The organism is Pseudoalteromonas sp. MB47 (genome assembly GCF_011319765.1).
Taxonomy (GTDB): Bacteria; Pseudomonadota; Gammaproteobacteria; order Enterobacterales; family Alteromonadaceae; genus Pseudoalteromonas; species Pseudoalteromonas simplex.
This window is the reverse complement of the sequence record NZ_VFBD01000020.1, coordinates 330,177-345,122: the sequence shown is the minus strand read 5'-3', so window position 1 is coordinate 345,122 and position 14,946 is coordinate 330,177. Positions and strand designations below refer to the sequence as shown.

11 protein-coding genes are annotated in these 14,946 nt (G+C 40.4%); 9 read left to right on the top strand and 2 right to left on the bottom strand.

Annotated elements, in window-relative coordinates; translation table 11 throughout:
• Positions 1 to 31: 31 nt before the first annotated feature.
• From IMPJCBKJ_RS11150 to IMPJCBKJ_RS11115, 8 genes are all read left to right on the top strand, one after another.
• Positions 32 to 1,909, top strand: coding sequence for an alpha-amylase family glycosyl hydrolase (locus tag IMPJCBKJ_RS11150; RefSeq protein ID WP_166340438.1), 1,878 nt, complete (start codon positions 32 to 34; stop codon positions 1,907 to 1,909).
• On the top strand, positions 1,902 to 3,386 hold the full coding sequence (locus IMPJCBKJ_RS11145; protein ID WP_166340341.1) for an MFS transporter: 1,485 nt from the start codon (positions 1,902 to 1,904) through the stop codon (positions 3,384 to 3,386). The genes IMPJCBKJ_RS11150 and IMPJCBKJ_RS11145 overlap by 8 nt, the downstream gene beginning before the upstream one ends.
• 12 nt (positions 3,387 to 3,398) lie before the next feature.
• Positions 3,399 to 5,798, top strand: coding sequence for a glucan 1,4-alpha-glucosidase (locus tag IMPJCBKJ_RS11140; protein ID WP_166340339.1), 2,400 nt, complete (start codon positions 3,399 to 3,401; stop codon positions 5,796 to 5,798).
• Positions 5,799 to 5,858: 60 nt separating this feature from the next.
• Positions 5,859 to 6,797, top strand: coding sequence for an alpha/beta hydrolase-fold protein (locus IMPJCBKJ_RS11135; RefSeq protein WP_166340337.1), 939 nt, complete (start codon positions 5,859 to 5,861; stop codon positions 6,795 to 6,797).
• Positions 6,798 to 6,946: 149 nt separating this feature from the next.
• The gene (locus IMPJCBKJ_RS11130; RefSeq protein ID WP_166340335.1) at positions 6,947 to 7,840 is read left to right on the top strand and encodes a sialate O-acetylesterase; all 894 of its coding nucleotides are present in this window, start codon (positions 6,947 to 6,949) and stop codon (positions 7,838 to 7,840) included.
• 95 nt (positions 7,841 to 7,935) lie between these two features.
• Positions 7,936 to 8,373, top strand: coding sequence for a hypothetical protein (locus tag IMPJCBKJ_RS11125; protein WP_206004199.1), 438 nt, complete (start codon positions 7,936 to 7,938; stop codon positions 8,371 to 8,373).
• Positions 8,374 to 8,444: 71 nt separating this feature from the next.
• The gene (locus IMPJCBKJ_RS11120; protein WP_166340333.1) at positions 8,445 to 9,026 is read left to right on the top strand and encodes a DUF1287 domain-containing protein; all 582 of its coding nucleotides are present in this window, start codon (positions 8,445 to 8,447) and stop codon (positions 9,024 to 9,026) included.
• Positions 9,027 to 9,126: 100 nt separating this feature from the next.
• Entirely contained in the window at positions 9,127 to 10,047 is a 921-nt protein-coding gene (locus IMPJCBKJ_RS11115; protein ID WP_166340331.1) for a hypothetical protein, read from the top strand.
• 66 nt (positions 10,048 to 10,113) lie between these two features.
• Here IMPJCBKJ_RS11115 and IMPJCBKJ_RS11110 read toward each other — a convergent pair whose 3' ends face one another.
• Together IMPJCBKJ_RS11110 and IMPJCBKJ_RS11105 are read right to left on the bottom strand one after the other, a co-directional pair.
• Positions 10,114 to 12,300, bottom strand: coding sequence for an OsmC domain/YcaO domain-containing protein (locus IMPJCBKJ_RS11110; protein WP_166340329.1), 2,187 nt, complete (start codon positions 12,298 to 12,300; stop codon positions 10,114 to 10,116).
• Between the two features lie 193 nt (positions 12,301 to 12,493).
• Entirely contained in the window at positions 12,494 to 13,513 is a 1,020-nt protein-coding gene (locus IMPJCBKJ_RS11105; RefSeq protein ID WP_166340327.1) for a LacI family DNA-binding transcriptional regulator, read from the bottom strand.
• A gap of 415 nt (positions 13,514 to 13,928) precedes the next feature.
• Between IMPJCBKJ_RS11105 and glk the strand changes: the two genes are divergently transcribed.
• Positions 13,929 to 14,927, top strand: a complete 999-nt coding sequence (glk, locus tag IMPJCBKJ_RS11100; protein WP_138600575.1) for a glucokinase — start codon at positions 13,929 to 13,931, stop codon at positions 14,925 to 14,927.
• The last annotated feature ends 19 nt before the right edge of the window (positions 14,928 to 14,946 follow it).

Genomic DNA, 14,946 nt, shown 5'->3' with positions numbered 1-14,946 from the left:
TATGAACTTATATTTACAGAAAAATGAAGTAATGATGACAACATACAAACTAACTGCGTTAGTAGTGGCTTCGGTTTTAGGTTTAACTGCCTGTGGTAACGATGCGCCAGTACAGCAGAACACGCAACAGCAGCAATCAGAATCTAGCCAAGCAGCTATCTCTAAGCCTGTGGTTTACCAAGTATTCACTCGATTATTTGGTAACACTAACACCACCAATAAACCGTGGGGCACATTAGAAGAAAATGGGGTAGGTAAATTCGCTGATTTTAATGATGCAGCATTACAAGGCATTAAAGAGCTAGGAACAACACATGTTTGGTACACTGGTGTACCGCGTCATGCTTTAGTAACTGACTATACCGAATACGGTTTGTCTCAAGATGACCCTGATGTTGTAAAAGGCCGTGCAGGCTCGCCTTATGCAGTGAAAGACTATTACGATGTTAATCCTGATTTAGCAATTAACCCTGAGCGCCGCTTAGAAGAGTTTGTCGAGCTAATCAATCGCACTCATAAGCAGGGTATGAAAGTGGTTATTGATATTGTGCCAAACCACGTAGCGCGTAACTATGAGTCGGTTGCTAAGCCTGAAGGCGTAAAGGATTTTGGTGCTGAAGATGACACGACGAAAACCTATGCTCGCGATAATAACTTTTATTATGTAACAGGGCAGTCATTTCAAGTGCCAACAAGCGATAGCTACCAAGTGTTAGGTGGTAACTCGCATCCTCTTGCTGATAATCAATTTGCCGAAACCCCAGCAAAATGGACGGGCAATGGGGCCCGTGCCGCTAAACCTGACATTAATGATTGGTACGAAACAGTTAAAATCAATTACGGTGTGAAACCAGACGGTAGCTACGACTTCCCAACACTACCGGATGATTACGCTGATAAAGATTACCGTGCGCACTACGCATTTTGGCAAGACAAAGATCTACCAAATAGCTGGTATAAATTCCGCGATATCGCGCTTTATTGGTTAGATAAAGGTGTTGATGGTTTCCGTTATGATATGGCCGAGATGGTGCCTGTTGAGTTTTGGAGCTTTTTAAATTCATCAATCAAGATGCAAAAAAGCGATGCCTTTATTTTGGCTGAGGTATATAACCCAACGCTTTACCGCCCATATATCCAACAAGGTAAGATGGATTACCTTTACGACAAAGTCGGTTTTTACGACACGGTTAAAGCTGTAATGCAAGGCAAGCAATCAGCGGATACTATTTTCGATATTCAAAGCCAAGTGGCGGATATTGAAGAGCATATGCTGCACTTCTTAGAAAACCATGATGAGCAACGTATTGCTAGCCCAGATTTCGCTGGTAGTAGTGAAAAAGGTAAGCCAGCGATGGTGGTATCTACATTGATGTCGCGCTCGCCAACATTACTTTATTTTGGTCAAGCTGTCGGTGAAGATGGCTCTGAGGACGGTGGTTTTGGCGACCCAACGCGTACCAGCATTTTCGATTATATGGGTGTACCTGCGCATCAAGCATGGATGAATAATGGTAAATTCGATGGCGGTGCGCTTTCAAAGCAGCAAGCTGATCTTCGCACTTACTACACTAAGTTAATGTCGTTAAACACACTTCCTGCCATTGTTGGTGGTGACATGCAAGCGATTGAATTGACAGGCTCAGAGCAAGTCATTGCATTCACGCGAAAGCTAGGTCAACAACTGGTGCTCGTCGTAAGTAATTTTTCAGAAAACCCTCAAGATGTTGAACTAACACTTAACCAAACGTTGTTACCTAAGCTTAATCACAGTGGCTTAACGTTAATTGATAACCTAGAAAATCATGCCGACATTGCGATTTCTGAGGCAGCTACGAATGCGCCAATTCAATTACAGCTGAATGGCTTAAGCAGTGCAGTATTTACCTTAAAGGCTGACTATGAATAATAACAAACCAACGCTGAGCTTTTGGCAAATATGGAATATGTGTTTTGGATTCCTTGGTATCCAATTTGGCTTCGCATTACAAAACGGTAATGTAAGCCGTATTTTTCAAACTTTAGGTGCCAATGTTGATGATATTCCAATCCTTTGGGTTGCAGCACCATTAACAGGTCTAATTGTACAACCGATCATCGGTTACTGGAGCGATAAAACTTGGAATAAGTTAGGTCGTCGTCGTCCGTTCTTTTTCTATGGGGCTATTTTAACGACGTTATCGTTATTCATCATGCCTAACTCACCAAGCCTTTGGATTGCGGCGGGTATGTTATGGATCATGGATGCGTCAATTAACGTGACTATGGAGCCATTCCGCGCCCTTGTTAGTGATAACCTACCGAAAAAACAACGTGCAACTGGTTATGCGATGCAAAGCTTCTTCATTGGTGTTGGTGCGGTTGTTGCGTCTGCATTACCTTGGATGATGACTAACTGGTTCGATATTGCTAATACGGCACCTGCTGGGCAAATTCCAGATTCTGTAAAATTTTCGTTTTACTTTGGTGCAGTAGTTTTATTAGTTGCTGTGTTTTGGACCGTCTTTACTACTAAAGAATATTCACCAGAAGAACTTGAAAGCTTTCATGAACAAGAGCAAAGCGATGACTCGAGTGATGTTCAAAGTGATGTAAACTTTAACAAAGGCGCTGCAATCTTTACGGTTCTTGGTCTAGTAGTACTTGGTATTGTAACGGGTCTATCGCTTGAAAAAGAGCTTTATTTACTCGCTGGTGGTTTGATTAGCTTTGGTGTTATTCAATTTATTGCTGGTGCTTTAAAGGCTAAAAGCGCAACCAGTGGTGGCTTTTATCAAGTTGTGAATGATGTATTCACTATGCCAGAAACGATGAAACAATTGGCTTGGGTACAATTTTTTAGCTGGTTCTCATTGTTTGCAATGTGGATTTACACCACGTCGGCAGTAACTAGCTTCCACTACGGCAGCAGTGATACAAGCTCTCTTGCCTACAATAACGGTGCGGATTGGGTTGGTGTATTATTTGCCGCTTACAATGGTTTTGCTGCCATTGCAGCACTGTGTATTCCGATTATTGTTAAAAAAGTAGGGCTAAAAATGGCCCATGCTCTCAACCTAGTGTTAGGTGCATTGGGTCTGGTCAGCTTCATTATTATCAAAGATCCAAGTTTACTGATCTGGCCAATGATTGGAGTAGGGTTTGCTTGGGCGTCAATTCTCTCTTTACCATACGCAATGTTAAGTACCTCAGTACCAAGTAAAAAAATGGGTGTGTACATGGGTATTTTTAACTTCTTTATTGTTATTCCGCAGCTGTTAGCGGCAAGCGTATTAGGCCTAATTTTACGTCACTTTTTTGATAATCAACCGATTTATGCGTTAGTGCTAGGTGCAGTGTCATTCGTACTAGCAGCAATAGCTGTACTGCGCGTTAAGCAACAATAATAAGGACACACAATGAAAAAATTTAATCTTATTACAGCAAGCTTGTTAGCGTTAGGTTTAACAGCTTGTAGTTCAGAGCAATCAGTTAATACAGCCGCTGAGCAAGTGTCGGCGCCTGGCGCACCGGGCGTTGAGCCTTTTTGGGCATACTCAGGTAAAACGGGTATTGGTACCTCTTACGAGCAATACCAAGACGGCCACTACAGCGACGCAGCTGCTACTGGCAAAGTATCAAAAGTTTGGTTTTCAATCGCTAAAGGCATGATCACAGAAACCATGTTTGGTTTAATTCACCAAGCACAAATCAAAGATATGCAGTTTGTTGTAGTCGGTAAAGACTTTACCGTTACAGAGAGCGATGATCTCGATGTAAGCATTGATTATTTATACAAAGACGACGCTGGTCGCCCATTATCGCTTGCTTATAAAGTCGTTAGTAAAGATAAACAAGGTCGTTTCACTTTAGAAAAGCATATTTTTACAGATCCAAATGGCCAAACATTGTTTGTTCGTAGCGTATTTAATACCGACCTTGAAGGTGTGAAAGCCTACGTTAATGTGAACCCTTACATTGATAACAACGGTTTAGATGATTTTGCAAAAGTCACTGATAAGGGTCTAGTTGCGTGGCAAGATGATAACTTTTTATCTTTACAAGCCGCTCAACCATTTAAGCAAGCAAGCGTTGGCTTTACGGGTGTAAGTGATGGCTTAAAAGAGTTAAAAGCATCGCAATCACTATCAACGACTTACCAAAATACTGGTGATAAGTCGGGTAATGTAAGCTTACTTGCAGAGCTTGGTGAAGTATCAAAAAACACCACCTTTGATTTAGCGTTAAGCTTTGGTAACTCTGAAGCTGCAAGCTTAAAAGAAGGTCAAGCGAGTTTAAATCAAGGTTACCAAAAAGTGCTTGCAGCATATAACGGTGAAGGTGCTGCAATTGGTTGGCAAGACTATTTAGCAAGCCTTGAACCTTTGAGCACATTAACTAACAGCACCGCAGATAATGGTAAGTTACTTTATACCAGCGCCATGGTTTTAAAAGCACAAGAAGATAAAACGCATGCTGGTGCTTTAATTGCGTCACTGTCTAACCCTTGGGGTGAAACAGTATCAGCTAAAACAGGTTCTACCGGTTATAAAGCGGTTTGGGTACGTGATTTCTATCAAGTTGCGATGGCATTTATGGCCATGGGTGATACACGTACCGCAAAAACGGCGTTTGAATATCTAGAAAAAGTACAAGTAACAGATAACACACCAGGCAATGGTGGTGACACGGGTTGGTTCTTACAAAAGACTCACGTTGATGGTGAGCTTGAGTGGGTAGGTGTTCAGCTTGACCAAACAGCAATGCCAATTATGTTAGCGTGGAAACTACATCAAGCTGGCGTTCTTAGCTCTCAAGAGCTCACAGATTGGTATGGCAAAATGTTAAAGCCAGCTGCTGATTTCTTAGTTGATGGGGGCCTTGCGAAAATTCTTTGGAACGACACGCAAATTACACCGCCTGCTACGCAACAGGAGCGTTGGGAAGAACAAAATGGTTTCTCTCCATCAACAACGGCTGCGGTTGTTGCAGGCTTAGTCACGGCTGCTGATATTGCTAAAAAAGCAGGTGACACAAAAAATGCAGAGCGTTACCTAGCAACGGCTAAAACCTACAACAGTGAAATTGAAAGCACCATGTTTACGACTCAAGGTAACCTTAAGTCTGAAAATAGCGATGGTGAATATTTCATTCGTATTGGTCAAGACAAAGATCCAAACTCATCAACCACGCTTAATGCCAATAACGGTCGTGAAGGCTTTGATAAAAAGCAAATCCTTGATGGTGGTTTCTTAGAGCTTGTACGTTATGGTGTTCGTGATGCACTTGCGCCAAGCATTGTAAAAACATTACCAGAATACGATGACGAAACCTTAGTCGATAATCTGCAAGTGCGTTACACCTTTAATTTTGCTGATGGCTCAGGGTCATTCCCTGGTTACCGTCGCTATGGTAACGATGGTTACGGTGAAGATGAAGTGACAGGTAACAACTATGCTGAAGGTGGCAATAACACCCCTGGTCAACGTGGTCGTGTATGGCCGTTTTTCACAGGTGAGCGTGGTCACTATGAAATCGCTGCGGCAAACGCAACCAACAGCCTAGATGCGATGAAGCAACAAGCGATTAAAGACACCTATGTAAAAGGTATGGAAGCATTTGCCAATGAAGGCATGATGTTACCTGAACAAGTTTGGGATGGCGTAGGTAACAATAAAGCAGGCTATCAGTTAGGTGAGGGGACAAACTCAGCGACACCGCTTGCTTGGACTCATGCAGAATATATCAAGTTACTCCGTTCAGTGAGTGATAAACATGTATGGGATCATTACCCAGTGGTTGAAAAAGCCCTCAAGTAATACCTTATTAATAAGCCGCAATTCATTTGCGGCTTTTTAGTTTAAATTTGAGTAGACATTATGTTTAAGAAATTAATTTGTTTAACCTTGATGCTATTTTCAGGTGTCACTTTTGCAAATGTGATAATCCCTAAGGTGTCAGAAGGGCATCTTGATGTTAAGAAAAACTTTAGTTCAAAGTATGTTGAGAGCCGTTTTTTAAATATCTGGTTACCACCAGGTTATAGAAACACACGTAAGTATGATGTTTTATATATGCATGATGGTCGAATGTTGTTTGATGCCAAAACAACATGGAATAAACAAGAATGGCAAGTTGATGAAGTTGCCGCGAAGTTAATTCAAAGCGGTAAAGTTAAGCCATTTATTGTTGTTGGCATTCCAAATGCGGTAGAAAATCGTCATAGCGAGTATTTTCCGCAAAAAGTATTTGAAAGTTTAGCAAAGCAAAAACAAGCAGATTTATTTGAGTTAGAGAGGTATCCAGGGCAAAAGCTGTTTTACTCTAAGGTTTATTCAGACAACTATGCTCGCTTTGTTGTTGAAGAAGTCATTCCCTTTATTGAGGATAACTATTCAGTAAATAAAGGTTTTGAACATCGGTATATCGCAGGATCAAGCATGGGAGGGCTTATTTCTTGGTATACATTACTTCAATATCCAAATGAGTTTGCCGGCGCAATTTGTATGTCTACGCATTGGCCAGGGATTTTTACTTATGACAAACAAGTATTTACTGCTTTCAAGCAGTATATTTCTGACAATATTGGCAAACTAACAACACAAAAAGTTTACTTCGATTATGGAGATGGCACATTAGACTCCATGTATCCTGATCTTCAAAAACAAATTGATAATGTATTTATGCAACACGGTTATCCAGCTTCGTTATGGCAGAGTCAATATTTCCCAGGTGCGACGCATGCAGAAGTTGATTGGGCTAAGCGATTGCAAATCCCACTTGAGTTTATGTTCAGAGCAAACTCGCAAGCACTGTAATATTTGATTGATTAAAAGAATCGAACTGCTTCTGCTAGAGTAAATGTCTGTATTAGCCGTATTCATAGCACGAAGCTATATCGATGAAGTAAATATTTAATTACATACCCAATATTTATTGGGCATGGCTTTTGGTATAAGGAAAAATAATGTTAAAAAAACTAGCTTTATGTGCTCTATTAGCAGTAAGTACGCAAAGTAAAGCGGATGACTATTTGCTTTACTTTATGGGGGGCCAATCAAATATGGAAGGATTTGGCTTTAATAAAGATTTACCTGCGCAGTATAAAAAACCAGTTGAAAATACCTTACTCTTTTTTGGTAACCCTGTTGCTGATGATGCATTAAATGGTGGTAAAGGTGTTTGGACTAATTTAATGCCTGGTTTTGGAACAGGGGCAAGATCGACAGATCATTCAATTACTTTATCTGATAGATTTGGCCCTGAATTGAGTTTTGGTAAACGCTTATCTGAGATCACTGATAAGAAAATAGCCATTATTAAATATGCGCGGGGTGGCTCATCTATTGCGCTTGGGGCATCTGGCTTTGGTACGTGGGGGCAGAACTATGCTGACAACACCAAGATCAACCAATGGGATAACTTTCAAACTACCGTAAGAGCTGCGTTAGCTAACAATGATATAGATGGTGATGGTGAAGCAGATACTTTAGTCCCAGCAGGGATCATTTGGATGCAAGGCGAGGCCGATGCCTATCATGAGCAAGCATCTAAGGTTTATTTAGCTAATTTAACAAGCCTTATGAATGATATGAAAATGGCATTTGGTGATAAGGAGTTACCAATCATCCTTGGCAGAATCGAAGACTCTGGTAAAACACCTGAAACACGCATGATGCCACATATTGAGAGTGTATGGAATGCTCAGAAAAAGTACGTTAAATCAAATGCTAATGCTCATTTAGTTGCCTTTGATGAGCCTGTCGAATTCATTGAAGATAAATGGCACTATAAAAGTAATTACTATATAAAACTAGGTAACCTTTTTGCAGAGAAAGCAGCCGAAACATTAGCTAAGTAAGTTTCTTTTAAATATCTAATTAAATAATTAAACCGCCGAATTAACCTCGGCGGTTTTTTGTTTATAATAGGGCCAAATTTAAAATGGAATTTACCATGAATAAGCAAAATTTTATTCTTGTTATACTTATTCTCATTGCTTTACCTGTGTGCTTAATTAAAGCTGAGGCAGCTGAACTTAAACCCTTCACTACAGATGGTTGCAGCTCTTTTCCTGATGGAACGATAGAACACAAAAACTTATGGTTAGCTTGCTGCACTGCCCATGATCTCGCTTATTGGCAAGGCGGTACTTTTAAGCAACGTGAGCAAGCTGATATAGATTTAAAAGCGTGTGTTGCACAAGTGGGTGAACAAGAAATTGCGGTATTGATGCTTGCCGGTGTCAGAGTGGGAGGGACACCTTTTTTACCTACCAGCTTTCGCTGGGGTTATGGCTGGCCATACCCCAAGTTTTATAGCGAACTCACTGAGCAAGAACGCTTACAAGTTGAAAGCCGTTTAGCAGAATACGCTGATACTGAACAGCATTAATACTTAATAAAGAGAATGGGCAGAGAGCAACTTATTCGAGTTTTTTATAATTTTTAAAATGGAGTTTGTAGATGATCAAAACAGCCGGGATGTTATTTTTATTATTTGCTCTTAATTCTCAAGCAGAAAGCTTTCAATCTAAACTTGTTGAAGCTGCTAAAGAGCGTACTGAACACTTTGTAGTTTATAACGGAAGTTATCGAAAAATAGACTATCCCAATGGTGATGTGCCTAAGAATATAGGTGTATGTACCGACGTGGTTATTCGTACTTACAGAGCTTTAGGAATTGATTTACAAGCGCTTGTACATGAGGATATGCGCGACAACTTTAGCTTATATCCTTCAAAACGAATTTGGGGCTTAACCAAACCAGATACCAATATTGACCATCGCAGGGTACCTAACCTACAAGTGTTTTTTGAAAGACATGGTGAAAGTCATGTTACTAGTAAAGCAGCTGCTGACTATCAAGCAGGTGATATTGTGACTTGGGTTCTACCTAATAATAGGCCTCATATAGGTATCGTTACAGATGAACTATCGAAAGATAAATTAAGACCTCTGATTGTTCATAACATAGGCTGGGGGCCGAAAATGGAAGATATGCTATTCACTTACAAAATTACAGGGCATTACCGATATAAACCCTAACATTCACATTAGGCTTCAATTAGTTACCACTTTAATATACATTTAAGATATTCATGTACCTTAATTGGGTTTAGCTTAATTTTACTTAAAAGGGATTTATATGAAAAATGTGAGTAAATGCATTGCCAGCTTTTTGTTGCTACTTCCGACGACTATTTTTGCTTCTCAAGAAGTTGTGATCGAAAAGTCAGATAAATTTACCGAACTGTCAAAAGACTTAAAGATAAGTGTTAGAACTGGCCCTACAAAAAATGCCAAAATTTATGACTTTTCGACCAAAAAAATAACCATCAACGATGAGCATGGTGCGCCTTTTCAACGTTACTATTTGCAAATTGCCACAGCAGATAAAGAATGGGTTAAGGAAATCATTACGTTTGATGATAAAACAAATATAATTGATTTAAATGCACTACTTTTTGGTCAATTGGTAGACACTTCTGAACTGAAGAAATTAGACTCAGCGCATGCTTTTTCTTTATATAATCGCCTTGAAAGTGTTCTTTCTGAAGAATATGGCACATTTGAACAGGTTTACAATGATGGCCTTGCTGATTATTTAACTTATATGTCGATAGACGCTGGTTTTGAGAATTACATAGCAAGAACCGGGGGAGCGGGCGATAAACTCACAGAGTCACTAAAAGAAATAAAGATGCCGCCTCTTGTTGAACACCAACAATTAATAAGTGAGTTTATTAAGGCTGTAAATCAAAAAGACAAAACATGGTTGTTGGCCCAGCAAAGACCTAATTCCTCACAGCGAGACTCGGGAATTTATGCGCGCGGTTTAAACGTGCTGTTTGAGTATTTTGATAGCATAGGTAACCCTACAAAGTTTAGTGTTACCCGAGAAACACAAGGTCGCTCTTATGACCTTAATTCTAATACACACTTTATTGTTGAATTGCTTGAGCACAAAGGCCGACGAGAAAAAATAGAGATGGAGTTTATGTTTGTAGATACATATGGTGGCCGCTTTATTGCTGAATACGACATTACAGGTGTGCGTTTTCGTTAAGTAACGGTTTTAAGTAAAGCAGAAAAGCCGCAGGTTACGAAAAAATGCGGCTTTGATATTTCTTGGTTACAGCCCTGCTTTTTTAGCGCGGGCAGCGTGTAGTTTTTTGTAACTTTCGATTAAACGAAGGTGCCTGTCTAAGCCCTGAAGTTTCATGCTGGTTTCTGTTAAACCATAGAACATTACATCGCCGTTGATTGAGCCAACGACTGCATCCATCGTTTCTTGACCAAACATACGGGTGAAGCTATGAATGTAATCTTCAATCTCAAGGTCATCGCTGAGTGCAACTTCTAACGTTGCATGCATTGCTTGGTAGAATAGGCCGCGTTCAACAATGGTATTATCGTTATACTGTAAGAATGCTTCAACAAGCTCCATTGCTGCTTCTAAATCACCAAGTGCTAAGTAAATAAGTAGCTTCAGCTCAAGAATCGTTAACTGACCCCATACTGTGTTTTCATCAAACTCAATGCCGATTAAGGTGATGATATCAATGTAGTTATCAAGTTCACTTTCTTCTAAACGCTCAACTAAATCTGCAAGTTGATCTTCTGATAAACGATGCAGGTTCAGGATATCTTCACGGAAGTTAAGTGCTTTATTGGTATTATCCCAAATCAAGTCTTCCACTGGATACACTTCTGAGTAATCAGGCACTAAAATGCGGCATGCAGTACCAAGATCTGAGAACTCAGCAATGTAAGCTTCTTTACCTAAGCTTTCTAAAATACCGAATAAGCTCGCTGTTTCTTCTTCATTGCTACCTGAGAAATCCCATTCAACAAACTCATAATCGTGTTTAGCGCTGAAGAAACGCCATGAGATCACGCCAGTTGAATCAATAAAGTGCTCTACAAAGTTTTCTGGCTCCGACACAGCCATACTATTGAACGTTGGCTTAGGCACATCGTTTAAGCCTTCAAAGCTTCTGCCTTGTAATAACTCAGTTAAGCTGCGCTCTAACGCAACCTCAAAGCTTGGGTGCGCGCCAAAAGAAGCAAATACACCGCCTGTTTTAGGGTTCATAAGTGTTACGCACATCACAGGGAACTGACCACCTAGCGAGGCGTCTTTTACTACAACAGGGAAACCTTGTTCTTCAAGACCATTAATACCCGCAACAATACCTGGGTATTTATTTAAAACGTCCTCTGGTACGTCTGGTAAAACTATTTCTTGCTCAATGATTTGACGTTTAACGGCACGCTCGAAAATTTCAGATAAACATTGTACTTTTGCTTCGGCAAAATTGTTACCTGCGCTCATACCATTACTTAAGAATAAGTTTTCGATTAGGTTTGAAGGGAAGTAAACAGTTTCACCGTCAGAGTGGCGTACATAAGGAATCGAACAAATGCCACGTTCTTTATTACCTGAGTTGGTATCGATTAGGTGTGAGCCACACAGCTCACCATCTGGATTATAAATTTCACGGGTATAGTCATCTAAAATGCCATCAGGTAGAGAGTCATCGTCAGTCAGTGCAAACCACTTTTCATTTGGGTAATGAACAAACGCGCTATTGGCAATGTCTTCACCTAAGAATTGATCGTTATAGAAGAAGTTACAGTTTAAGCGCTCAATAAATTCGCCTAAAGCTGAGCATAGTGCGCTTTCTTTCGTTGCACCTTTACCATTGGTAAAACACATAGGCGAGGCTGCATCACGAATATGAAGTGACCATACATTTGGCACAATATTACGCCAAGAAGAAATTTCGATTTTCATCCCTAACTCTTCAAGGATGGCCGTCATATTTGCGATGGTTTCTTCAAGTGGTAAATCTTTACCTAAAATAAATGTGTTGCTGTCATCACCGGGTTTTGCCATCAGCATTGCTTGCGCATCAGCTTCGATGCTTTCAACAGTATCGATTTTAAATTCTGGGCCAGTCTGAATAACACGTTTAACTGTACAGCGCTCGACAGAGCGTAAAATACCTGTGCGATCTTTCTCAGAAAGGCTTTCTGGTAACTCAACCTGAATTTGGAAAATTTGGTTATAGCGGTCTTCTGGGTCAACGATATTGTTTTGCGCAACACGAATACCGTCAGTCGGGATATCACGTGAATTACAATACACTTTAATAAAGTAAGCCGCACACAATGCAGAAGATGCTAAGAAGTAATCGAATGGACTTGGTGCAGTGCCATCACCCTTATAGCGAATAGGTTGGTCTGCAATGACAGAGAAATCATCAAACTTTGCTTCAAGTCTGAGGTTGTCGAGAAAATTAACTTTAATTTCCATTAAAAAATTCCACCTTTGTGCGCGTTGTTATCTAAAGCATTGTTAGCCAGATAAGCATTTTCAACATAATAGGTGTAATTATCTGCTTTTTCGAAGTAATAGTCTTGGGTAAATCGAAAAAAAACTGATTTTAATGCAATAAGTGTCTGGTTAGGGAGGGAGTAGGCGATAACAAAGCTGTTATCGCTAAAAATTAAACACTTGAACCGCGAATAATTAACCGAGGTGGTAAAAGGGTATTCTCGACATCTTCACCACGAATAAGTTTGAGCAGGTTATCGACCAACATTTGTCCGGCGAGGGTGGTGTCTTGCTGAACAGTGGTAAGTGGTGGGTTTACAAAGCTGGCAACCGCAATATTATCAAAGCCAACAACGTGCACATCATCAGGAACCTTTATTTTTGCTTCTTTCAATGCGCGAATAGCTCCAATCGCAATAAGGTCACTGGCAGCAAATAATGAGTTAAAACGAATGTTATTTGCTAAGAGTGAACGAGTTGCGTGATAGCCTGATTCTTCTGTAGAAATAGCATTTGCCATCTTACGTTCGTTTAAATTCACGCCCTTGGCTAGAAATGCATCTTTAAAGCCTTGGTAGCGAGCAAAAAATTCTGGACTATGCTCAGATGCATCACCAATAAATGCACAATCGGTTCTTCCTGTTGCGAGTAAATGTTCTGCTGCTAATGTACCACCGCCGTAGTTATCACAGCTCACAGTTAAATCTGGGCGGTTATCGACGCTTGCACCCCAACAGACAAATTTAGTGTGCTGATCTATTAGGGTTTTAAATTTAGGTTGATAATCAAGGTAATCACCATAACCAAGCAGTATTAAGCCATCTGCACGATGGCTGTCTTCGTAATCGGCTTGCCAATCAGAGCTGCTCGACTGAAACGATACCAGTAAGTCGTAGCCTTCTTTTGCACAGGCTCTGGTTATACTGCCAAGCATCGCCAAAAAGAAAGGGTTTATTTGTGATTCATCCGAAGTGGGATCTTCAAATAATAACAGGGCGAGGGTGCTACTTTGCTGTGTTCTTAAGTTACTGGCATTTTTATCAACTTTGTAGTTGAGCTGCTTGGCTACCTCATGAACACGTCGACGGGTTTCTTCGTTGACCAAAGGGCTATTTCGCAGCGCGCGAGACACGGTTGACTGCGACACACCCGCATAATGTGCAATGTCAAAAGATGTCGCCTTACCTTTCATATGGTTACCAAATAACAGAACTAGTGATTGCCATTTTCGGCTATTTAATATTTTTTTCAAGCTATTTGTGATAAGCAGCGAGAGTGTGGCTGTTCTGTACACAGTTAGGTATTTTTTATGTGTTTATAAATGCCTTTTCGATACTTAATACGCAGGTTTTCTCATTAAATACGTATGCATGCACAAATAATGAAAATTTTTATTGATCCAAATCTGACACCGGTGTCATAATGTCACTGTTTTATCATTTTGTTGTCAAAACGTATTTGGCTGCCCATTCATTTGGGCAGCATTTTTTTAATACAAAAGATAGCTTCTTTGAGGCAATGACCCAAAGTTTAGCAGACACAGTGGCTTTGCCATTGAAAACTAGAACAATAAGCGGCAACTAGCTTAGACAAATAGAGAAAACATCATGAACACACAGACAACCACAGAATTCGCTCCTATTCTTGTTGCCGATATCGGCGGCACTAACGCTCGTTTCGCTTTAATCACTGACTTTAATGCACAAACTAACCAGTTTGTTATCGAGCACAATTTAACTTTTCCAAGTGCAGATTTTGGCTCTTTAGAAAGTGCGATTAACCAGTACTTTAGTCAAATTTCGTTTCCAAAGCCAAGCCGTGCATGTTTAGCAGTAGCTGGCCCGATTAAAGCAGGTCAAGTTCATTTAACTAACCTTGGCTGGCACTTTAACGTTGCCGATTTAAAAGCTGAGTTTTCATTTGAGCAACTTGAAGTAATCAACGACTTTGCAGCATTTGCTTATGCGGCACCTTATTTAGATGATTCGCAAAATATGGCTGTTAAAGCAGGTCAGGCGGATGAAAATGCGAATATCGCAGTTATGGGGCCTGGTACAGGTTTTGGTGCTGCATGTTTAGTTCGCACATCACAAGGCAGTGCTGTTCTTAGCTGTGAAGCAGGGCACATTACCCTTGCAGCTGTCACAGACTTAGACCGTAGACTGATTACTGAGCTTAAAAAGCAATTAAATCATGTTTCTGTGGAGACTGTGTTCTCAGGCCCTGGTATTGCTCATTTATATGGCGCTATGGCTGCGGTAAAAGGCGTTGAAGCGAAGAATTTAGATGCAGCACAAATTAGCGAGTTAGCAACCACTGGTCAATGCGAAGTCTGTGATGCAACACTTAATCAATTTTGTGATTGGATTGGTAGTGTAGCAGGGGACTTAGCCCTGACATTTGGTGCGTTAGGTGGCGTATTTATTGGTGGTGGTATTTTACCTCGTATGCAACAACGTTTATTATCTAGTCGATTTGTTGAACGTTTTGCAGACAAAGGCATTATGTCGCAATATACTTCACAGATCCCTGTTACGCTTGTAACACAAGACAACATTCCATTCATTGGTGCTGCTGCGTGTATACATGTTAAAAGTAACGCGTAATTAGCAGTTGGATGTAGAG